Raw genomic sequence first — 21,010 nt, 5'->3', positions numbered from 1 at the left:
GACTTTCTGCAAGTGGCAGGACTTTATTCCCAGCAGGCGACTGGGAATTAAACGCTAGCAATAAGCCCCCGATTCAGCGGGGCGAGGTTGAGGGGGAAGAGATGAACCAGCGGATACTCACGTCGCGCGCATCGCTCGTGGCTCTGTGCTGCGCGATCGCCGCGCCCGCGTTCGGCCAGGGCAGGCCGGGCGACGGCATCCAGGTCGAAGAACTGCTGGTCACGGCCCGCAAGCGCGAGGAGCGGCTGCGCGACGTGCCTGTAGCGGCCACCGCCCTCGGCGCCGAAGAGATCCGCGATCAGGGTGGGCTGGCCAATGCCCAGCAGCTGTTGGGCAACTCGCCAGGCGTGAACTTCGCCAACACGTCCAACGCGCTCACCTCGGACGTCTCGATCCGTGGGTCGGGCACGTCGCGCGCCACGAACGCCGAGGCGGGCGTGGGGCTCTTCCGCAACGGGGCGTACATCGGCGGCGGCAACGTGGCCGGACGCACGTTCGCCGGCATTGACCTCTTCGACATCCAGCGGGTCGAGGTGTTGCGTGGGGTGCAGGGGGGCCTGGGCGGCCGGAACGCATCGGGCGGCTCGGTCAATGTCGTTACGGCCAGGCCCACCGACAAGTTCGAGGGGTACGTCCTCGGCACGATTGGCTCGCACCAGAAGCGCGAAGTCGAGATGGCGGTCAACCTGCCCATCAACGACAACTGGTCCACGCGCTTCAGCGCGGCCCTGGGCGACCAGGACAAGGGCTTCTACCACGCGTACGTCATCGATCGGTATGCCGACGCCACCTCCCGTCAGTTCTTCCGGGGTCAGGTGCGCTATGACAACGGGCCGTTCACCGCCAACCTGATGGTCGAGCGTGCGAACGAGAACGTGCCGGGCCTCGTCTTCCAAGTTGTGACGTTCCCGAACGCCAACTTCCCGCAGGGTTATGTCACGGACAAATACGAGCTGCCCACGAACACCGACTCCACGGGTAAGCAACGCCTCAGCAATCTGGAATTCACGACCTCGACCGATCTCGGCTGGGCCACGCTGTCGACGATCGTCAACCTGCGCGACCGTCGCGGCCAGAACCAGTACGATCGTGACGCCCTGTCGCGCGACTTCTTCACCGCACTGTCGGCGATCCCGGGCCGGGTCTCCACCGCCGGCCTCGCGGCGATCCGGGCGGCCGACTACAACGCGGGCGGCGCCCAGATCGACCACGCCCGGATCAGCTACTACGACGCCCACCTCGTCGGCGAGACGAACGGGTTCAACTGGGTGGCGGGCGGCGAGTGGTATCTGCTCAACGACACGACGTCGAACATCCTGGGTAAGACGCCGACGGCGGCCAGCAACAACTTCGGGACCAACACGCGCGGCCGGTCGCGCTATTCGTCTTACGCCGTCTATGGCTCGCTGGATTATGATCTGACGGAGCAACTGAAGGTCTCGGGCGACCTGCGCTACACGCACGATGACCGGGACTTCCTGTCGCGGCAGTTTCTGTTCGTCAGCGACATTCCCGTCACGGCGGCCAACGTCAACCCGACCGGCTCGCGCACGCAGAGCAACGTCTCATATACGGCGACCGTGGCCTACAAGCCGACGTCCGTGGTGATGGTCTATGCCAAGATCGGCTCGGCCTACCGCGCTGGCGGCTTCAACGGCAACCTGGGGGACCCGCGGCAGAATCCGGCGCTGGCGCCGCCGGCCGAGTTCGACAACGAGACGGTCACCGCCTACGAGGTCGGGTTCAAGGGCAACCTGGCGTCCAACATCTACGTCACCGCCGCAGGCTACTCGAACCACTACAAGAACCTGGTGATCCAGGGCGACAACGGGTGCTCCGTCAGCAATCCCGCATGCCCCGTCCAGGCGACCTCCTATGCGTTCAACGCCGGGCCGGCGACGCTCTGGGGTATCGAGGTCGAGGCGACGGCGCGGGCTGAGGTGGCCGGTGGCAACCTGCGGGTCACCGTGGGCGGATCGCGGCAGGGCGGCCATGTGACCGGCGGCCGCTTCGACGGTTACAAGCAACCGCAGCAGCCCAAGTGGACGCAGACGTTCAGCGCCAACTATCGCCACGACATCACCGACGACGTCAGCGGCTACGTCAACTTGAACGGCAACGCCCGCCAGGGCGGGGTGCAGGAAGCCAACCAGACCACGCTGCTGCACGACTATGTGCTGTTCAACTTGCGGGCCGGCGTCAGCTGGAAGCAGTTCGACCTGACCGGCTTCGTGAACAACGCGGGACAGGAGAACTATCTGGTCTTCCACGCCCCGACGGCCACGGGGGACGTGCGTCGGTACAACCTGCCGCGCACCTGGGGCGCCCAGCTGCGCTACACGTGGTAGGCCGATGAACCGGCGCGCCGCCCTTCTGCTCGTCGCCGCGCTGGCCCTCGCGCCGGCGACGGGGCCCGCGGCCGCCTTGGCGCAGCAACCCGCCACGACCGTCGCGGCCTCGAGCGTCGAGATCGTCCGGGGCGAGTGGACCGACCCTGCGCGCGGCGGCCGGGTCGTGCCGTTCAAGGCCTATGTGCCCAAGGGCTCGGGGCCGTTCCCGGTGGTGGTGCACAGCCACGGCCTGGGCGGCAACCGCGAGGCCTCGACCTACATCCTGCAGGCGGTGGCCGAGGCCGGATTCCTGGTGGTGTGCCTGCAGCACGCGGGGTCGGACAGCGGCATCCTGGGGAGCGGGGGCCGGCCGGCGACCGAGGCCGGCGTCGTGGCCACAGGCCGGACGGCCATGAACCCGCAGGTGGCCCAGGCCCGCTACGGCGACCTGCCGTTCGCCCTGGACCAGGTCGCCAGGGACCCAGTGCTTGGGCCTAAGGCGGACATGAACCGGGTAGGGATGTCGGGCCATTCGTACGGGGCGCTGTCCACCCTGGTGGCGGTGGGCCAGCGGGTGCTGGGCGCGACGCCGCAGACAAGGTTCGCCGAGCCGCGGATCAAGGCGGCCATCGTCTACAGCCCGAACAAGCCGCGCGGCGACGATCCCTCGACGGCCTTCGCCGCCGTGAAGACCCCGATGCTGCACTTCACCGGCACGGCGGACACGACGCCCTTCGACCTGGAGAAGAACCCCTTCGAGCGGACGACGCCGTTCCAGGCCATCAAGGGGGCCGACCAGTATTTGATCGTCCTGACCGACGCCGACCATGCCCTGTTCGGCGGCCGTCGCGTGACGACGGGCCAACTCAAGCCCATCGATCCGCCGCAGATGGAGATCGTGAAGGCCGAGACCATCCGGTTCTGGCGGGCCTATCTCAAGGATGACAAGGCCGCCGCCGCCGAGCTCTGCGCGCTTCCGAAACGGATCGCCGGCGCGGGCGACGGCTATGTGAAGGCCCAGCGCTGCGGACCGCCGACGCCCATCGCGCCGGTGGACGGCCTCCGCTAGCCTGCAGCGCATGGATTCCAACGCACCGCTTTCCGCCTCCCGCCGCGCCATCCTGGGCGTCGGGGCGACATTGTTGGCCGCCGGGTCCGCCGCCGGGGCCCCAGCCAAGGCCGGCGGGTCGGAGACCCAGGCCATGGGCGTCCTCGAGCGCTACGCCGGCTTCGGCGACAAGGCGGCGGGCGGACCGGGCGACATCGCCTGCGGCGAGTGGCTGGAAGGCCAGCTGAAGGCCCTGGGCTACGCCTGCGAGCGACAGCCGTTCGAGGTCCCGGCCTATGAGGGCGAAGCGCCGACGCTGTCGATTGAGGACGCCCAGGCGTGTCTGATTCCCCAGGCGATCGTCGTGCCGACGCCGGGGTTGACCGGCCGCCTCTTCGTCCCGAACCGCGGCCAGGGCGAGATCGCCCTGCTGGTCCTGCCCTACGCCCGCTGGTCAACGGCCAAGGGCGAGGTCGAGCGACGGGTGAAGGCGGCCGTCGCGGCCGGCGCCAAGGCCGCCGTGGTGGTCACCACCGGCCCCACGGGCGAAGGCCTGGCGCTCAACACGCCGGTCGACAAGCCGCTGTTCGACATTCCCGTGGGCGTGCTCGCGCCGCGGGAGGCCGATCCCTTCGTCGAGGCCGCCGCGAAGGGGGCGACCGCGACGCTGCGGATGGCCGGCCGTTCCTTCCGTCGCCCGGCCTGGAACGTCACGGCGACCCTCAAGCGGGGAGCGGCGAAGACCCTGGTGATCTCCACTCCGCGCTCGGGCTGGTTCGGCTGCGTCGGCGAGCGCGGGTCCGGCCTGGCGGCCTGGCTGCTGCTCGTGGAATGGGCGGCCAAGGCCAGGCTTCCGGTCAATCTGGCCCTCGTGGCGACCAGCGGTCACGAGTACGAGTACGCCGGCGGCGAGCAATTCATCGAGCATCTCGCCCCGAAGCCCGCCGACACCGCGCTGTGGGTCCACCTGGGCGCGAATGTCGCCGCGCGGGACTGGCACGAGCGCGGCGCCCAACTCGCCCCGCTGCCCAGCGCCGACCCACAGCGCTATCTGCTGGCCAGCCCGCATCTGGTCGACGCCTGCAAGGCCGCCTTCGCCGGCCAGCCGGGGCTCGAGCAGACCTATCCCGTGGATCCGAAGCAGACGGCCGGCGAACTGGCGAGCATCGTGCGGGCCGGCTACGACCCGGCCATGGGCATCTTCGGCAGCCACCGCTTCCACCACGCCCGCGGCGACGACCTGCGCTGCGTTTCAGCGTCTCTTGTCCCGCCCGTGGCGGACGCTTTCGCCCAGGTGATCGAGCGCGCGCTGACGAAGCCGGCCTGATCCGCCTACATTAACGGGATGACCGAGACTCAGCCGCCTCATCCCGCCGCGCCGCAGATGGCGTCGCCCACCTATCGCCTCGCGTCGACCGACCAGGACTTCATCATGGGCCCCTCGATGCGGGGGGTCCGCTTCCTGCTGGAGTTCGCCAAGGTCGACGAGGCGCTGCGCAACTGGAGCGTCCGTTCCACCATCGTCGTGTTCGGGTCGGCCCGGATCCGCGAGGACGGTCCGGATCCGCACCCGCGCTGGTACGGCGCCGCGCGCGAGTTCGCCGCCATCGCTTCCAAACGCGGGGGCGCCCACCTGTCGGCGAAGGGCGAGCGCTTCAACGTGATCTGCACCGGCGGCGGACCCGGCATCATGGAGGCCGCCAACCGCGGCGCCACCGACGTCGGCGCGCCGTCCATCGGCCTCAACATCACCCTGCCGCACGAGCAGTACCCGAACAACTACTCCACGCCCGAGCTGACCTTCCGCTTCCACTACTTCGCGATGCGCAAGATGCACCTGGCCATGCGGGCCAGCGCCCTGGTGGTCTTCCCGGGCGGTTTCGGCACGCTGGACGAACTGTTCGAAATTCTGACCCTGCGCCAGACGGACAAGTCGCCCGCGATGCCCATCGTGCTGTTCGACGAGGGCTACTGGCGCTCGATCATCAATTTCGAGGCTCTGATCGCGGCGGGCATGATCGCCAAGGCCGACCTCGACCTGTTCCGCTTCGCCGAGACGCCGGAGGACGTCTGGAGCTGCCTTCTGGCCGGCGGCCTGCGTCCCTATGAGGACATCCCGGACCCTCCGCCGGCCGACGGACACGATCTGGCCTAGCACAGGCTTGCGCGCGCCGGCGCGGCGGCGCCAACTGGCGGGCTGGACCAAGGGGCGACTATGGACATCGGCGTCTTCATTCCGATCGGCAACAACGGCTGGCTCATCTCCGAGACCTCGCCGCAGTACATGCCGAGCTTCGAGCTGAACAAGACGATCGTCCAGAAGGCCGAGGGCTACGGCTTCGACTTCGCGCTCTCGATGATCAAGCTGCGGGGCTTCGGGGGCAAGACCGAGTTCTGGGAGCACAACCTCGAGAGCTTCACCCTGATGGCGGGGCTGGCGGCGGTGACCACGAAGATCAACATCTTCGCCACGGCGGCGACGCTGACGATGCCGCCGGCCATCGTGGCGCGGATGGCCTCGACCATCGATTCCATCGCGCCGGGCCGGTTCGGCATCAACCTGGTCACCGGCTGGCAGAAGGCCGAGTACGACCAGATGGGCCTGTGGCCGGGCGAGAGCCACTATTCGGACCGCTACAACTACCTCGCCGAGTACGCGACGGTGCTGAAGGGCCTGATGGAGACCGGCGTCTCGGACTTCAAGGGCAAGTACCTGACCATGAACGACTGCCGGGTCAGCCCCAAGCCGACGCCCGGCGTGAAGATCATCTGCGCCGGCTCGAGCGACGAGGGCCTGGCCTTCACGGCGCAGTACGCCGACTACAGCTTCGCCCTGGGCAAGGGGACCAACACGCCCACCGCCTTCGCCTCGGTGAACAAGCGGCTGGAGGCGGCCAAGGAAAAGACCGGCCGCGACGTGGCCGCCTACATCCTCTTCATGATCATCGCCGACGAGACCGACGAGGCGGCGCTGGAGAAGTGGCGGGTCTATCGCGAGGGCGCCGACCAAGGGGCGCTGCAATGGCTCACGAACCAGGCTGCCCCGAACGCGCAGGGCGGGACCAGCAACACCAACACCACCCAACTCGCCGCGCCGGAGTCCGCCGTGAACCTCAACATGGGCACGCTGGTGGGCTCGTTTGAGAGCGTGGCCCGGATGCTGGACGAGGTGGCCGAGGTCCCTGGCACAGCGGGCGTCCTGCTGGTGTTCGATGACTTCGTGCAGGGCGTCGAGAACTTCGGATCGAAGATCCAGCCCCTGATGAAGAGCAGGAAGCATGTCGCAGCCTAGGCCTACCGTCCCCATCGACGGCGCGGTGACCCTGCCGGCGCGGCCGGAGAATCTGCCGATCGATCCCAAGGCCACGGCGCTCATCGTGGTGGACATGCAGAACGCCTACGCCAGCGCGGGCGGCTACCTCGACATCGCCGGTTTCGATATCGCCGGCGCGGCGGCGGTGATCGACAGGATCGCGGTGCTGGTGGAGACGGCGCGCAAGGCCGGCGTCCAGGTGGTGTTCTTCCAGAACGGCTGGGACCCGAAGTACCAGGAGGCCGGTGGGCCGGGCTCGCCCAACTGGTGGAAGTCGAACGCGCTGAAGACCATGCGCGACAGGCCGGAACTGGAAGGCACGCTGCTGGCCAAGGGGACCTGGGACTACGCCCTGGTCGACCGGCTGAAGCCTGAGGCCGGCGACATCGTCATCGAGAAGCCCCGCTACTCGGCCTTCTACAACACCGCGCTCGACTCGATGCTGCGGGCGCGGGGGATCCGGAACCTGGCCTTCTGCGGCATCGCCACCAACGTCTGCGTGGAGAGCACCCTGCGCGACGGCTATCACCGCGAGTACTTCGGCGTGCTAATCGAGGACGCGACCCATCAGGCCGGCCCGGCCTTCCTGCAGGAAGCCACGGTCTACAACGTCGAGAAGTTCTTCGGCTGGGTGTCGAACACCGCCGACTTCTGCGGGGCGGTCGGCCAGACCCCGCCGGGATCCTAGAGGAAAGCCAGAATGCCCAAGACCGTCATCACCCCGCCGGGGACCGGCACGCCGATCGCACCCTTCTCGCCCGGGACCCTGGCCGACGGCGTCGTCTACGTCTCCGGAACCCTGGCCTTCGACAAGGACAACAACGTCGCCCACGTCGGCGACGCGGCCGCCCAGACGCGGCAGGTGCTGGAGACCATCAAGTCCGTCGTGGAGACCGCGGGCGGAACGATGGAAGACGTCACCATGAACCACATTTTCCTGAAGGACTGGGCGGACTACGCGGCCATGAACAAGGTCTACGCTGAGTTCTTCCCGGGCGAGAAGCCGGCGCGGTTCTGCATCGTCTGCGGCCTGGTGCGGCCGGATTTCCTGGTGGAGATCGCCAGCATCGCCTACATCGGCAAGCGCTGATGGCGGGTCCCGAAGCCAACGGCCGGGTGGCCGACCACGACGTCGCCCCGATGTTCCTGCACCGCTGGTCGCCCCGCGCTTTCACCGGCGAGCCGATGCCGGACGAATTGCTGATGGGCCTGTTCGAGGCGGCCCGCTGGGCGCCCTCGGCGTTCAACGGCCAGCCCTGGCGGTTCGTCTATGCACACAAGGGGACCGAGGCCTGGGACCGGCTGTTCGACGTGCTGATCCCGTACAACCAAGCCTGGGTGAAGCAGGCCTCGGTGCTGATCTACGCGATCTCGGACCGCTACAGACGGGTCGAGGGCCGGGAGCCGGCGCTGGTCCACAGCCATTCGTTCGACGCCGGAGCAGCCTGGGCGTGCCTGGCGCTGCAGGCCAGCCACATCGGCTGGGCGGCCCACGGAATGGCGGGCTTCGACCTGCCCCGGTCCTACGAGGTGCTGGGCGTTGCGGAGGACCAGTACCGGGTGGAGGCGGCGATCGCCGTCGGGCGGCCCGCCGACGCGGCGATCCTGGAGGAACCCTATCGGTCGCGCGAGGCGCCGAGTCCGCGTAACCCGGTGTCCAGCTTCGCGTTCGAGGGGCGGTTCAGGGCGTAGCGGCGACGGGGTTCGGGCCCTCGTCGCGGGTGTTGTTTGGGGGGAGTGAGATGCAAGACCAACCGGCCGCGCCGCGGCCGACCTTCGCGACCGACGGCGTCCACCTGCTGCGCACAGCCCAGCAGGTGCAGTACCAGCTCAGCCAGATGGCCGACCAGAAGGCCAACATGGTGCTGGCCGCCACCTTCGTGATCTTCACCGTCTCGATCAGCCAGATCCACAACGTGGCCCGGCCGCTGCCGCTGTTCATCCTGGGGGGCGCGGCCTTCGCGTCGGCCTTCCTGGCGGTGCTGGCCGTGTTGCCCTCGGTGAAGACGCCGCCACGGCCCGACGGCCCGGCCAACCTACTGTTCTTCGGCTCCTTCACCCAGGTGCCGGAGGAGGAGTTCATCGAGCGGCTGTTCACGGTGCTGGCCGATCCGAAGACCGTCTACGAGGCCTTCGCGCGCGACATCTATCAGAACGGCAAGGTGCTCGCGTTCAAGAAGTACCTCTACCTCGGCTACGCCTATCGCATCCTGCTGGCGGGGCTCACGGCCAGCCTGGTCGCCTTCGTGACCCCGTATTTCCTGGCCCTGTTCGGGCGTTAGGGCTCCCAGCCCGGCGGCGCCAGTTCGAAGCCTTCGAAGCGGAAGCCGGGCGTCACGACGCAGGCCACCAGGCACCAGCCCGCGTCGGCCTCCGCCGCCTGCCATTCGCTCGTGCGAACCAGGTGCTGCGGCGACTGGCCGGCCTCCGGGCCCAGGCGGGTCTCGACGATCGCGCCGTCACTTGCCGTGCGCAGCTTCAGCGGGGTCCCGGCCTGGAAGATCCACAGCTCCTCGGCGTCCACCCGATGCCAGTGCGAGTGCTGGCCATGCTCCAGCAGGAACAGGATCGAGGTCCCCGCCGCTCGCCCGTCCGGCATTGTCGCCTCCGAGCGCCAGGTCTCGCGGTACCAGCCGCCCTCGGGGTGGGGCCTGAGGCCCAGGCGGTCGATCAGGTCGGCGGCGGTGCTCATCGCGGCCATCAGAGCGCCAGTTCGCCCGTTGCGCCAGCCGGAGCTTGACCGGGGAGGCGAGGTCGGGCGCCTTCATGCCCCATGAAACGAATCCTGCTGGGCCTGATCTGCGCGCTCGCCATGGCCGCGCCGGCCGCCGCCGCGACGCCCGACCTTTCGAAGATGGGCGCCGGGGAACTCGCCGCCTTCATGAAAGCGTTCCCCAAGGGCGGGGAGCTGCACAACCATCTCTCCGGCGCGATCTACGGCGAGACCCTGCTGAACTGGGCTGCCGAGGACGGGTTGTGCGTGGACATGACCGCGCTGGCGATCCGGCCGGCGTGCGCAAGTCCCGACTTCAAGCCGGCGGCGGCGGTGATCGCCGACGAGGCCCTGCGCTCGCTGGTGGTGGATAGCCTCAGCACCCGCCATCCCGGCTTCCGGGACCGGTCCGGCCACGACCAGTTCTTCTCGTCGTTCAGCCGCATGGGCATGAAGCCTTCGCGGGAGGGTGACGCGCTGGCGGTGGTGATGGGCGACCTGGCGCGGCAGAACACCTTCTACCTGGAGCTGATGGTGACGCCGCAGTTCTTCCCGTCCCGCAGCCTGGGCGCGCGGGTCGGGTGGAAAGGCGATCCGGCGGCCACGCGGGCGGCGCTCAGCGAGGCGGGACTGGAGAAGCTGGTCCCCACGGTGGTCGCCAACACGGACGCCATGCAGGCTCGCGCCCGCGAGGTGCTGAGGTGTGGGACGCCCGAAGCCAGGCCGGGCTGCCAGGTGACCGTGCGCTTCCTCTTCCAGGCCATCCGCCAGGGCAAGCCCGAGGAGACCATGGCCCAGCTCCAGCTTGGCGTGGCGACCGTCGCGGCGGACCGACGCTGGGTCGGCCTGCAGCTCGTGGCGCCCGAGGACAGCCAGGACGCAGTGACCCACTACGACACCCACATGAAGATCGTGGACCTGCTGACCGACCGCGGCCGCACGACGCCGGTGGCGCTGCACGCCGGCGAGCTGACCCTGGACGTCGCGCCTCCCGAGACGCTGAGCTACCACGTCGCCGCCGCCGTGCGGGTGGCCGGCGCGCGGCGGATCGGTCACGGCGTGGACCTGCCCCACGAGACGGGCGCCGAGGCGCTGGCGGCGGAGATGGCGGCGAAGGGCGTGCTGGTGGAGGTCAACCCGATCTCGAACCGCGAGATCCTGGGCGTGAAGCCCGAGGACCACCCCTACGCTTGGCTGCGGAAGCGGCGCGTGCCGGTGGCGCTGTCCACCGACGACGCTGGCATCCTGCGTAGCGACCTGTCGGGCGACTATGCCCTGGCGGTGAAGACGGGCGCCGGGTACGGCGACCTGAAGACGGCCGCCCGCAACGGGATCGCCTTCAGCTTCCTGGCGGGCGAGGGGCTCTGGGCCGATCCCAACGTCTATCGGAAACCGGTCGCGGCCTGCGCCGGACAGGTCGGGAACGCGGAGCCCAGGGGCGCCTGCGCAGACCTCGTGGCCAAGAGCGACAAAGCCCGCGAGCAGTGGCGGCACGAGCGGCTGCTGAAGGCGTTCGAGGCGAGCTTCTAGGCCTCGAAGGCCATGTAGACGAACCGGGCCACGAACAGCGCCGCCAGCGCGAAGAGCAACCAGTCGGCCTTGGCCACGCGGCGGCTGGCCAGTTTCAGCACGGCATAGGCGATCACGCCGAAGGCCAGGCCGTTGGCGATGGAGAAGGTCAGCGGGATGGTGACCAAGGTCAGGAAGGCCGGGATCGACACGACCGGATCGTCCCAATCGATTTCGGTCAGCGGCGCCATCATCATCGCGCCGACCAGGATCAGCGCCGGCGCGGTGGCCGCCGCCGGGATCACCTGGGCCCAGGGGGCGACGAACAGGGTGGCCAGGAACAGGAGGCCGGTGACGACGGCGGTGAGGCCGGTGCGGCCGCCGGCTGAGACGCCTGAGGCGCTCTCGATGTAGCTGACGACCGTCGAGGTGCCGGCCAGGGAGCCGACCACCGTCGCCCCGGCGTCGGCGAACAGGATGCGGTTCAGGCGCGGGATCGAACCGTCCGGGCGCAACAGCCCGGCCTTCTTGGAGACCGCGACCAGGGTGCCGACATTGTCGAACAGGTCGACGAACAGGAAGACGAACAGGATCTCCAGCAGCGCCAGGCCGAACCCATGGCCGCCGACGCCGAGCGCCGCCGGGATGTCGAGCTTGAGGGCCGTGCCCGTCATTTCTTCCAGGCTGTAGGGCTGCGGCGCCCAGGTCGCGAGGCCCAGGACCCAGCCCAGGACCGCGGTCGCCACGATCCCGATGAAGATCGCGCCGCGCACTTTCAGCACCAGCAGGACCGACAGGATCGCCAGGCCCAGCAGCGCCAGCACCGTGGCGGGCGCATGGATGTCGCCCAGCGCCACCAGGGTCGCCGGATTGGCCACCACCAGCCCCGCGCCGCGCAGGCCGATGAAGGCGATGAATAGGCCGATGCCCGCCGCGATGGCCGAGAACAGGGCCCTGGGGATCGCGCTGACGATCAGCTGCCGCACGCCCACCAGGGTCAGCACGAAGAACAGCACGCCGGAGACGAAGACCAGCCCCAGCGCCGTCTGCCACGGGATGCCCATGGCGCCGACGACGGTGAAGGCGAAGTAGGCGTTGAGGCCCATGCCGGGCGCGAGCGCGATCGGGTAGTTGGCGAGGAAGCCCATCAGCAGGCAGCCGACGCCGGCCGCCAGGCAGGTCGCCGCCGCGACGCCTGCCAGCGGCATGCCGGTGGTGCTGAGGATCGCCGGATTGACCAGCACGATATAGGCCATGGTCAGGAAGGTGGTGGCGCCGGCCAGCACCTCGGTCTGGACGCTGGTTCCGCGCTCGCGGAGCTGGAAGGTCTTGTCGAGGACGCTCACGGCCTGGCCTTGGGAAGGGTGGTTTCGTAGGTGGGCCAGCCGGCGACCAGCGCCCTCACGACCGGAGCTCCGACGAGGTAAGCCGCCTCGAACCCGGCGTCCGAGCCGCCGTCGGCGAATTCGATGCGCATCGGCTTTCCCTCGCCCGGCCAGGTGTAGTTGCTGGCGGCCCGCAGGACGAGGACCCGGCGAGGGTCGACGCGGCCGTCCCTGGCGAAGAGGTTTAGGGTGTCGAGCACGGCCTGGTCCTCGCCATCGCTCATGGCGAAGGCACCGGCGCCGTCCGTCTGCAGCCGGACCCATTCGCGCGCCCACTGCGTCCGTCGGACGCCATGCCAGAAGCGGACCGTCGCCAGACTCGCGCCGACGAAGACATGGGGCGGCTTCTGGGCGGCGGCCTCGGCCCGGAAGCCGGCGCGCTCCGCGGCCAGCTTCGAACCGTCGGGCAATCGTGTGTCGCGGGTCAGCTGGTAGGCCCATTGGGTCAATCCCGGGTCCAGGCGCCAGGCCATGCCGCTCGCCCCCTCGCCGCTGCCCTTCTCGGCCGGGCCGCTGGCGTTGAAGGCGTAGAGGCCCCACGGCCAGCCGGGCGTGATCTCGCGGTCGTCGATCTCGTAGACCGGATCGCCGTCCACCACCCAGTCAGACCAGGCCACGCTGCCGATCGACCCCGCCTTGGGATCCACCCCGGCGATGCCCGCCATCAGGAAATAGCTCCGGGAAAAGTCGAAGCGCGGGTCGGCCAGCAGAGCGGCCATCGAGCCCCGCGCCCGGCCGAACATGCCGGTGGTGATCCCCAGGACGCCGTCGTTCGAAAGGCGCGCCGGACGCTCGACGCCGGGGATCTTCACCGTCTGGTTCAGCGGATACCGCTCGACCCAGTGCTGGAACTCGCCGGGCTTGTCGCCCGTGTCCGCGCCGATCTCGAAGGCGGCGATCACCACCACCTTGATCGGGATGGGCTTGGCCTGGGCCAGCGCCGGCAAGGGCGCGAGCAGGCAGGCGATGACAGCGACGAGACGAAGCACGCGGACCCCCGGAAATAGCGGGGCCATAGTCGTCAGGCCGCGGGCTGCGCCGCAAGCCCTCGTTCGTGCGCCAGCCGACCCATCAGGTAGGTACGCTCCACCACGCGGTCGTCTGCCAGCACGGCGAGCACGAACAGGGTCTCGGCCAGGGTCCTTGTGCGGGCCGTACGACGGGCCAGCAGCGGCGTGGCCGCCAGGTCCAGGACCACGAAGTCGGCCTCCTTGCCGGGCAGGAGGTTGCCCACCCGGCCGTCGATGCGCAGCGCACGGGCGCCGGCCAGCGTGCCCAGATAGAAGGCGTGCAGCGGGTCCAGGTTGTCGCCCTGGAGCTGGCCCACCTTGTAGGCCTCGCCCATCATGTGGAGCAGGGAGAAGCTGCCGCCGCCGCCGATGTCGGTGCCGAGCGCCGTGTTCATCCCGCAGGCGCAGGCCCGCTTCAGGCTGAACAGGCCGCTGCCCAGCAGCAGGTTCGACGACGGGCAGAAGGCGGCCGAGGCGCCGGCCTTGGCCATCCGCCCCATGACTCCCTCGTCGCAGTGGACGCAGTGGGCGAACACCGACCTCGGACCCACCAGGCCGAAGCGGTCGTAGACGTCCAGGTAGTCGCGCGCCCAGGGGAACAGCTCGCCCACCCGCGCGATCTCGGCGCGGTTCTCCGACATGTGGGTGTGGAGCAGGACGTCGGGATGAGCCGCCAGCACCTCACCCGCCATGGCGAGCTGGGCGTCGGTGGAGGTCACGGCGAACCGTGGGGTCACGGCGTAGCCCAGGCGGCCGCGGCCCCGCCAGGCGCGGATCAGGGCCTCGGTGTCCTCGCGGCCGCCGTCGACGGTGTCGGTCAGGCCGGCGGGCGCCTCGCGGTCCATGAGCACCTTGCCGGCGATCAGGCGCATGTTGCGGTCCAGCGCCGCCTCGAACAGCGCCTCGGCCGAGGTCTTGTGGACGGTGCAGAAGGCGAGCGCGCTGGTGGTCCCGTTGGCCAGCAGCTGGTCCAGGAACACCTGGGCCACCGCATCCGCATGCGCCCGGTCGGCGAAGGCCATCTCGGCGGGGAAGGTGTGGGTGTGCAGCCAGTCCAGGAGCTGTGTTCCCCAGGCGGCGATCACGTCCACCTGCGGATAATGGACGTGGGCGTCCACGAAGCCGGGGGTGATCAGCCGGCCGGGAAGCTCGGTGACGGTCGCGTCCTCAGGCAGGGTCGGGGCGAGGTCGGCGAAGGCCCCGAACGCCGCGACGTGGCCGTCCTCGACCACCAGCAGGCCGTCGGGGTGGTAGGCGTGGGCCTCCGCCGCCGGGACGCGCGACGGGTCGTCCAGCATGTGGAGCAGGGCGGCGCGGTAGGCCTGGCGGCTCATGGCGCGACGGCGATCCAGTCGGCCTCGGCCAGTTCAACCTCGTCCAGGTTCTCGCCCGAGCCGCCTTCGCGGTCGACGACCAGGAAATCGCTCTGCACCTCAAGGGCCAGCAGGAAGTGGTGCCAGGTCCCCTTGGCGTAGTTCACGCCCTGGCTCGCCTCGGCGCGGAAGACGCGGACCGCCGCCGCATCGAAGTCTCCCGGCGGCGCCACGGCCACCAGGAACGGACGGCCCTGCATCGGCACGAAGGCCTGGCTGCCCAGCGGGTGGCGCTCGAAGATCTTCAGCACCGGCGGCGTCAGCGGCTTGGAGCGGAAGATGCTGATGATCGCCCGCCCGTCGCCGACGGCCACGTCCGCGAGGGCGTTGAAGCGGGTGGTCCAGCCGTAGTTGATCGGCATCACCTCGGCCCGGTCGGACGCCTCGATCACGTCGCCAAACGGCGCGAAGGCGTCGGCGGTGAGAGGTTCTGGCGTGAGGCTCCTCACGACCCCACCTTCGCGCCGGCCTTGATCCAGGCGCCGAGCTGAGCCCGTTCGGTCTCGGTCATGTGGGTCTCGTTGCCCAGCGGCATGGACTGGGTGGCGACCGCGCGGGTGTAGATCTTCTCGGCGTGCTGCTGCAGGCCGGCATCGGTGTCGAACATCGTGCCGTTTGGCGCGACCGGCACGCCGCGGTGCGTCGGATGGGCGGCGTGGCAGGCGATGCAATGCTTGTCGACGATGGCCCGGACTACGGCATAGGCCGGGACCTCGGCTACGGTCGGCGGCTTGGGCCGCGCGCTCTCGTTCAGGACGGCCACGGTGACGAAGACCAGGGCGCCGTAGACCAGGACCTGCGGCTCCATGCGCCCGGCGTTCCTTAGGTTGAAGAAGTGCCGGATCGCCCAGCCGGCGATCCCCAGTCCCGCCAGCCACAGCCAGTTCAGCGGGGCGGCGAAGATCATCGGGTAGTGGTTGCTGATCATGATGAACAGCACCGGCAGGGTCATGTAGTTGTTGTGGACGCTGCGCTGCTTGGCCTGCTTGCCCAGCGCCGGGTCGGGCGCCTGGCCGGCCAGCACCTGGGCCACCACCTTGCGCTGGTTCGGGATGATGATCAGGAAGACGTTGGCCGCCATCACCGTCCCGACGATCGCGCCCACGTGCATGAAGGCGCCCAGGTCGGAGAAGATCCGGGTCAGGCCGTAGCCGGCGGCCGTGAGAACTGCGAACCAGACGACGCTGAAAAGCTTCAGGTTCTGGCCGATGGGCGAGCGGCAGAGGCCGTCGTAGACCAGCCAGCCGGCGACCAAGCTGCCGAGACCCAGCGCGATGGCCTGCCAAGTCGCCAGGTCGAGCTTGGCCTTGTCGATAAGGTTGAGGTCGGCGCCGACGTAGAAGATCAGGCTGAGCAGCAGGAAGCCCGAGATCCAGGTGGTGTAGGCCTCCCATTTGAACCAGTGCAGCTCCTCCGGCATGTCGGCGGGGGCCACCATGAACTTCATCTGGTGGTAGAAGCCGCCGGAGTGGACGCTCCACAGCTCGCCGGCCACGCCCCCGCCGCGCGGGACCTTGGGCGGCTTCAGATGGCTGTCCAACCACATGAAATAGAACGACGATCCGATCCAGGCGATGCCGGCGACCAGGTGCAGCCAGCGGATCGCCAGGTTCGCCCAGGCTTCGATCTCGGCCATCATTCGGCGGGGTCTTCGGTCAGTTTCAGGAGTTCCGCGGCGAGGGCGACGGCGATCACGGTCGGCGCCTTGCTCTTCAGCTCGGCGATGCCGATCGGGCAGGTGAGGCGGGCCAGGTCGGCGTCGGTCGCGCCGTCGTCGCGCAGGCGCCGCTCAAACCGCACCCGCTTGGTGCGGGAGCCGATCAGGCCGAGGTAGCGGAAGTCGCCGCGCGCCAGGACGGCCCGGGTCAGCCGGTAGTCCAGGTCGTGGCTGTGGGTGAAGATGGCGAACAGCGTGTCGGCCGGCGCGGCCTCGACGGCTTCGACCAGCTCGTCCTCGCTGAGGATCGCGGCGCGGGTTCCGCTGGCCTCGGGCCGCAGGTCCTCGCGGCTGGCCAGCCAGTCCAGGTGGAAGGGCAGGGGGGCGAAGGCGCGGGCCACCGCCTGGGCCACGTGGCCGGCGCCGAACATCACCAGCCGGGGCAGGGCGGGGCGGATCGTCTCGGACACGCGGCGGACCTCCGGAATCGGGACGCGAGGGCCGTCGGTCGGCGGCGCCTCGGCTTCGACGGCGCGCCTCATCCCGCCGCCCTCGAAGGTGGCGGTCAGGGCGAAGGGTTCGCGCGCGGCGGCGGCCGGTTCCAACCAGTCGAGGCTCTCGCCGTCCACCCGCTCGACCAGCAAGCGCACATGGCCGCCGCAGCATTGGCCCAGCAGCGGGCCCAGCGGATAGTCCTGGAGCGCGTGGCGACGGGAGGTTTGGCCCAGCAGCCGGCGGGCCTGGTCCAGGCCCTGGCGCTCCAGCGAGCCGCCGCCGATGGTGCCGGTGAACCGGTCGGGCCACACCAGCATCCGTGCTCCCATCTCGCGGGGTGTCGAGCCCTGGGCGCCCACGATGGTCACCATGGCGAGGGCCTCGCCGCGCCGGGCGGACGCGAGGGCTTCGCCGATCCACTCAGGCATGAGCAGACCCCAAGAGAGCAGATTGGCGCCGCACGTCGTTGCACGCGGCCAGGATACGTTCCGGCGTGGCCGGCGCGTCGAGGTTCGGCATCACCTTGTGGCCGCCGACGCTGGCGACCGCGTCGGTGAGGGCCGAGAACACCGAGATGGCCAGCATCAGCGGCGGCTCGCCCACGGCCTTGGAGCGGTGGATGGTGTTCTCGCGGTTCTCGCCGGGCTGCCAGATGGCCATGTTGAACACGTCCGGCCGGTCGCCGGCGGTGGGGATCTTGTAGGTGGACGGGGCGTGGGTGCGTAAGGCGCCGGCGTCGTTGAACACCAGCTCCTCGGTGGTCAGCCAGCCCATGCCCTGGATGAAGCCGCCCTCGATCTGGCCCAGGTCGATCGCCGGGTTCAGCGAGCGGCCGACGTCGTGGAGGATGTCCACGCGGACGACCTTGTTCTCGCCGGTCAGGGTGTCGATCACGACCTCCGAGCAGGCGGCGCCGTAGGCGAAGTAATAGAACGGCCGGCCCTTGTGGTGGATGCGGTCGTAGTGGATGTCCGGGGTCTTGTAGAAGCCGGCCGCCGACAGCGAGACGCGGGCCACATAGGCCTCGTGGACGAAATCCCTGAAGCTCAGCAGCTCGGCGCCCATGCGGACGCCGTCGCGGGTGAAGACCGGAGAATGTCCATAATTCTCAATCGACCAAGCGGATAATCTCGCCTTGATCTGCTCGCAGGCGTTCAGCGCCGCCATGCCGTTCAGGTCGCTGCCGGACGAGGCGGCGGTGGCCGAGGTGTTGGGGACCTTGTCGGTGCGCGTCGAGGTGATCTTCACCGCGTCCAGCGGGACCTGGAAGGCGTCGGCGGCGACCTGGGCGACCTTGATGTTCAGCCCCTGGCCCATCTCGGTCCCGCCGTGGTTCAGGTGGATCGAACCGTCGGTGTAGACATGCACCAGGGCGCCGGCCTGGTTCAGGTAGGTGGTAGTGAAGGAGATGCCGAACTTCACCGGCGTCAGGGAGATGCCCCGCTTCAGGTGACCGTTGGCGGCGTTCCATTTCGCGATGGCGGCGCGGCGGGCGCGGTAGTCCGAACTGGCCTCCAGCTCGGTCATGATCTCGCGGGCCACGGCGTCGGTGACGGTCTGCCCATAGGGCGTCAGGTCGCCGGAGACGCCGTAGAGGTTGGCCAGGCGCACATCCAGCGGGTCCTTGCCGAGTGACAGCGCCACGGCGTCCAGCGCCCGCTCGATGGCCATCATCCCCTGCGGGCCGCCGAAGCCGCGGAAGGCGGTGTTGGAGACGGTGTGCGTGCGCGCCCGGTGGCTGACGATCTCGGCCGTCTGCAGGGCATAGGCGTTGTCGGCGTGGAACATCGCCCGGTCGTTGATCGCGTGGCTGAGATCGGCCGAGAAGCCGCAGCGCGAGGCGAATTCGAAGGCGGCGCCTTTGAGCTTGCCGTCGCCGTCGAAGCCGACGCGCCAGTCGATCTCGAAGTCGTGCCGCTTGCCGGTCATGACCATGTCGTCGTCGCGGTCGAGGCGGATCTTGGCCGGCCGGCGCGTCAGCTTCGCGGTCAGCGCGGCCATGGCCGCCCACTGCACCGACTGGGTCTCCTTGCCGCCGAAGCCGCCGCCCATCCGGCGCACCTCGACGGTGACGTCCACGTCGGCGCAGCCCAGCACGCGGGCCAGGATGTGCTGGGTTTCGGTCGGGTGCTGGGTGGAGGTCCAGACGTGCAGGTCCCGGCCCTCGCCGGGCACGGCCAGGGCGACCTGGCCCTCGAGGTAGAAGTGCTCCTGCCCGCCGACCTGCAGGTGGCCCGAGAGGCTGTGCGGGGCGGCGGCGATGGCGGCGCGGGCGTCGCCCAGCCTCATGGTCTGGGTGGGTTCGATGAACGAGCCGGCGGCGACGGCGGCGTCGGCTGTCAGCAGCGGCGGCAAGTCTTCGTATTCGACGATCGCCAGAGCCGCGGCGGCGCGGGCCTTGGGCAGGGTCTCGGCGGCGACACAGAACAGGGCCTGGCCCAGGAACTTCACCTCGTCCGTGGCGAACAGAGGATCGTCGCCGGCGAAGGGGCTGATGTCGTTCTTGCCCGGCACGTCGGCGGGGGTCAGCACGGCCACGACGCCCGGCGCGGCGCGGGCGGCCGTCAGGTCCAGCCTGGTCACCCGCGCATGGGCCCGCGCGGCCTGCCCGACGTAGAGGTGCAGCAGGCCGGGCGGCTCGGGGATGTCGTCGATGTAGAGCGCCTCGCCGCTGACGTGGCGCGGGGCGCTGTCATGGCCGATGGGCGCGTGCAGGACGGGGAGCAGGCGCGTGGCGCCGCCTGAGTCAGCCATAGGCCACCGCCTCGGCGTCGAGGACGCGCGCCGCGCCGCCGCTTTCGAGGTAGGCACGGCGGATCATGTTCTGCGCCGCTTCCAGTCGGTAAGCGGCGGAGGCGCGCATGTCGGCGATCGGCGTGAAGTCCTGGGCCAGGGCCGCGACGGCCGCCTCGACCGTCTCCCGTGTCCAGGGCTGGCCGGAAAGGGCGCCCTCGCAGGCGGTAGCCCGCTTCGGCGTGGCCGCCATGCCGCCGAAGGCGATGCGGGCGTCCGTCACACGGCCGGCCTCGACGCCGATGGACAGGCCGAGGCAGGCGGCCGAAATATCCTGGTCGAAGCGCTTGGAAAGCTTGGCGATCTTGAAGATCCGGCCCGCTGCGATCTTCGGGACGATCACCGCCTCGACGAACTCGCCCGGCCGCCGGTCCTGCTTGCCGTAGGCCAGGAAGAAGGCCTCCAGCGGCATCTCCCGCCGGACAGCGCCCTTGCGCAGCACCAGCGTCGCGCCGGCCGCGATCAGGGCGGGCGGCATGTCGCCGATGGGCGAGCCGTTGGCGAGGTTGCCGCAGACGGTGCCGAGGTTCCGGACCTGCAGACCGCCCAGCCGCCGCAGCAGTCCGTCGAACTCCGGGCTCAGCTTCGCCAGCACCGGGTGCGCGTCGGCGTAGCGGACGGCCGCGCCGATCCGGAGGGCGTCGCCGAGGTCCTCGATGTAGCGGAGGTCGGCGCAGTCGTTCAGCGACACGACGGTCGGCAGCGCCCGCTGCTGCTTGGTCACCCACAGGCCCACATCAGTGCCGCCGGCCAGGACCGTGGCGTCGGGGTGGGCCTCCAGCACGCCGGCCAGCTCGTCGGCCGAACGGGGGGCGAAGAACCGCCGGCCCCTGTGCTCGAGCACCAGGCCCTCGGCCGGCTGGATCGCGGCGAGCGCCTGCGCGATATCTGCGGCCGGCGCCTCGCCCATAGCCTGGCCAGCCGCCAGGATCGGGCCGTAGCCGGTGCAGCGGCAGAGGTTCCCCGCCAGCGCGTCCTTCAGGCTGGCCGTGTCGGTCGGGGCGCCCTCGCGCTGGACGGCGTAGAGGCTCATCACGAACCCAGGCGTGCAGAAGCCGCACTGGCTGCCGTGCAGATCGACCATGGCCTGCTGCACCGGGTGCAGGGCGCCCTCGCGGCCCAGGCTTTCGACCGTGAACAGGGCTCGGCCGTCCAGCATCGGGGCGAACAGGATGCAGGCGTTCACGGCGCGGAAGCGGACGCGGCCCGCCTCCAGCTCTCCCAACACGACGGTGCAGGCGCCGCAATCGCCCTCGGCGCAGCCCTCCTTCGTGCCGGTGCGGCGCAGGTGATAGCGGAGCAGGTTCAGCACCGTGAGCGTCGGATCGATGTCCGACAGCTCGCGGACCTCGCCGTCGAGCAGGAAGCGGATCGGACGCCCCAC

General features: G+C 69.8%; 19 protein-coding genes. 10 read left to right on the top strand and 9 right to left on the bottom strand.

The window, feature by feature from the left end; all coding sequences use genetic code 11:
• Positions 1 to 101: 101 nt before the first annotated feature.
• Genes EPO51_RS12640 through EPO51_RS12600 form a run of 9 tightly spaced genes read left to right on the top strand, consistent with a single transcriptional unit; the run spans position 102 to position 8,973 of the window.
• Complete coding sequence (locus tag EPO51_RS12640) at positions 102 to 2,348, top strand: TonB-dependent receptor (RefSeq protein ID WP_293350980.1); 2,247 nt, start codon at positions 102 to 104, stop codon at positions 2,346 to 2,348.
• A 4-nt stretch (positions 2,349 to 2,352) separates the two neighbouring features.
• Positions 2,353 to 3,399 carry an alpha/beta hydrolase family protein gene (locus EPO51_RS12635; RefSeq protein WP_293350978.1) on the top strand — a complete coding sequence of 349 codons (1,047 nt, stop codon included), beginning with the start codon at positions 2,353 to 2,355 and terminating at the stop codon, positions 3,397 to 3,399.
• 10 nt (positions 3,400 to 3,409) lie between these two features.
• Positions 3,410 to 4,705: a hypothetical protein gene (locus tag EPO51_RS12630; protein WP_293350976.1), complete on the top strand. Its 1,296-nt coding sequence runs from the start codon at positions 3,410 to 3,412 to the stop codon at positions 4,703 to 4,705.
• Between the two features lie 18 nt (positions 4,706 to 4,723).
• Positions 4,724 to 5,533: an LOG family protein gene (locus EPO51_RS12625; RefSeq protein ID WP_293350974.1), complete on the top strand. Its 810-nt coding sequence runs from the start codon at positions 4,724 to 4,726 to the stop codon at positions 5,531 to 5,533.
• A gap of 60 nt (positions 5,534 to 5,593) precedes the next feature.
• Positions 5,594 to 6,670, top strand: a complete 1,077-nt coding sequence (gene rutA, locus EPO51_RS12620) for a pyrimidine utilization protein A (RefSeq protein ID WP_293350971.1) — start codon at positions 5,594 to 5,596, stop codon at positions 6,668 to 6,670.
• Positions 6,657 to 7,379 carry a pyrimidine utilization protein B gene (gene rutB, locus EPO51_RS12615; protein WP_293350968.1) on the top strand — a complete coding sequence of 241 codons (723 nt, stop codon included), beginning with the start codon at positions 6,657 to 6,659 and terminating at the stop codon, positions 7,377 to 7,379. Before rutA ends, rutB begins: the two co-directional genes overlap by 14 nt.
• 12 nt (positions 7,380 to 7,391) lie before the next feature.
• Positions 7,392 to 7,781, top strand: a complete 390-nt coding sequence (rutC, locus tag EPO51_RS12610) for a pyrimidine utilization protein C (RefSeq protein ID WP_293350965.1) — start codon at positions 7,392 to 7,394, stop codon at positions 7,779 to 7,781.
• Complete coding sequence (locus EPO51_RS12605; RefSeq protein ID WP_293350962.1) at positions 7,781 to 8,383, top strand: nitroreductase family protein; 603 nt, start codon at positions 7,781 to 7,783, stop codon at positions 8,381 to 8,383. Before rutC ends, EPO51_RS12605 begins: the two co-directional genes overlap by 1 nt.
• A 50-nt stretch (positions 8,384 to 8,433) precedes the next feature.
• Complete coding sequence (locus tag EPO51_RS12600) at positions 8,434 to 8,973, top strand: Pycsar system effector family protein (protein WP_293350959.1); 540 nt, start codon at positions 8,434 to 8,436, stop codon at positions 8,971 to 8,973.
• Here the strand turns inward: EPO51_RS12600 and EPO51_RS12595 are convergent.
• The gene (locus tag EPO51_RS12595) at positions 8,970 to 9,392 is read right to left on the bottom strand and encodes a cupin domain-containing protein (protein WP_293350956.1); all 423 of its coding nucleotides are present in this window, start codon (positions 9,390 to 9,392) and stop codon (positions 8,970 to 8,972) included. The two genes, EPO51_RS12600 and EPO51_RS12595, sit on opposite strands and share 4 nt — an antisense overlap.
• A 72-nt stretch (positions 9,393 to 9,464) precedes the next feature.
• Here EPO51_RS12595 and EPO51_RS12590 point away from each other — a divergent pair, with 72 nt between their 5' ends.
• Complete coding sequence (locus EPO51_RS12590) at positions 9,465 to 10,934, top strand: amidohydrolase family protein (protein ID WP_293350953.1); 1,470 nt, start codon at positions 9,465 to 9,467, stop codon at positions 10,932 to 10,934.
• Here the strand turns inward: EPO51_RS12590 and EPO51_RS12585 are convergent.
• The 8 genes from EPO51_RS12585 to xdhA are packed head-to-tail and all read right to left on the bottom strand — an operon-like array spanning position 10,931 to position 21,010.
• A complete protein-coding gene (locus EPO51_RS12585; RefSeq protein WP_293350950.1) occupies positions 10,931 to 12,259 on the bottom strand; it encodes an NCS2 family permease in 1,329 nt (442 codons plus the stop codon). The two genes, EPO51_RS12590 and EPO51_RS12585, sit on opposite strands and share 4 nt — an antisense overlap.
• A complete protein-coding gene (locus tag EPO51_RS12580) occupies positions 12,256 to 13,287 on the bottom strand; it encodes a purine nucleoside permease (protein WP_293350947.1) in 1,032 nt (343 codons plus the stop codon). Before EPO51_RS12580 ends, EPO51_RS12585 begins: the two co-directional genes overlap by 4 nt.
• Positions 13,288 to 13,319: 32 nt before the next feature.
• Entirely contained in the window at positions 13,320 to 14,642 is a 1,323-nt protein-coding gene (gene guaD / locus EPO51_RS12575) for a guanine deaminase (RefSeq protein WP_293350944.1), read from the bottom strand.
• On the bottom strand, positions 14,639 to 15,130 hold the full coding sequence (locus EPO51_RS12570) for an ureidoglycolate lyase (RefSeq protein ID WP_293350941.1): 492 nt from the start codon (positions 15,128 to 15,130) through the stop codon (positions 14,639 to 14,641). Before EPO51_RS12570 ends, guaD begins: the two co-directional genes overlap by 4 nt.
• The gene (locus EPO51_RS12565; RefSeq protein ID WP_293350938.1) at positions 15,127 to 16,320 is read right to left on the bottom strand and encodes a urate hydroxylase PuuD; all 1,194 of its coding nucleotides are present in this window, start codon (positions 16,318 to 16,320) and stop codon (positions 15,127 to 15,129) included. The genes EPO51_RS12570 and EPO51_RS12565 overlap by 4 nt, the downstream gene beginning before the upstream one ends.
• Entirely contained in the window at positions 16,317 to 17,261 is a 945-nt protein-coding gene (gene xdhC, locus EPO51_RS12560) for a xanthine dehydrogenase accessory protein XdhC (protein WP_293350936.1), read from the bottom strand. Before xdhC ends, EPO51_RS12565 begins: the two co-directional genes overlap by 4 nt.
• Positions 17,254 to 19,587, bottom strand: a complete 2,334-nt coding sequence (gene xdhB, locus EPO51_RS12555; RefSeq protein WP_293350934.1) for a xanthine dehydrogenase molybdopterin binding subunit — start codon at positions 19,585 to 19,587, stop codon at positions 17,254 to 17,256. Before xdhB ends, xdhC begins: the two co-directional genes overlap by 8 nt.
• Positions 19,580 to 21,010: a xanthine dehydrogenase small subunit gene (gene xdhA, locus EPO51_RS12550; RefSeq protein WP_293350932.1), complete on the bottom strand. Its 1,431-nt coding sequence runs from the start codon at positions 21,008 to 21,010 to the stop codon at positions 19,580 to 19,582. The genes xdhB and xdhA overlap by 8 nt, the downstream gene beginning before the upstream one ends.

It is taken from the genome of Phenylobacterium sp., from assembly GCF_004297125.1.
Taxonomy (GTDB): Bacteria; Pseudomonadota; Alphaproteobacteria; order Caulobacterales; family Caulobacteraceae; genus Phenylobacterium.
This window is presented reverse-complemented; position numbering and strand designations above follow the sequence as displayed.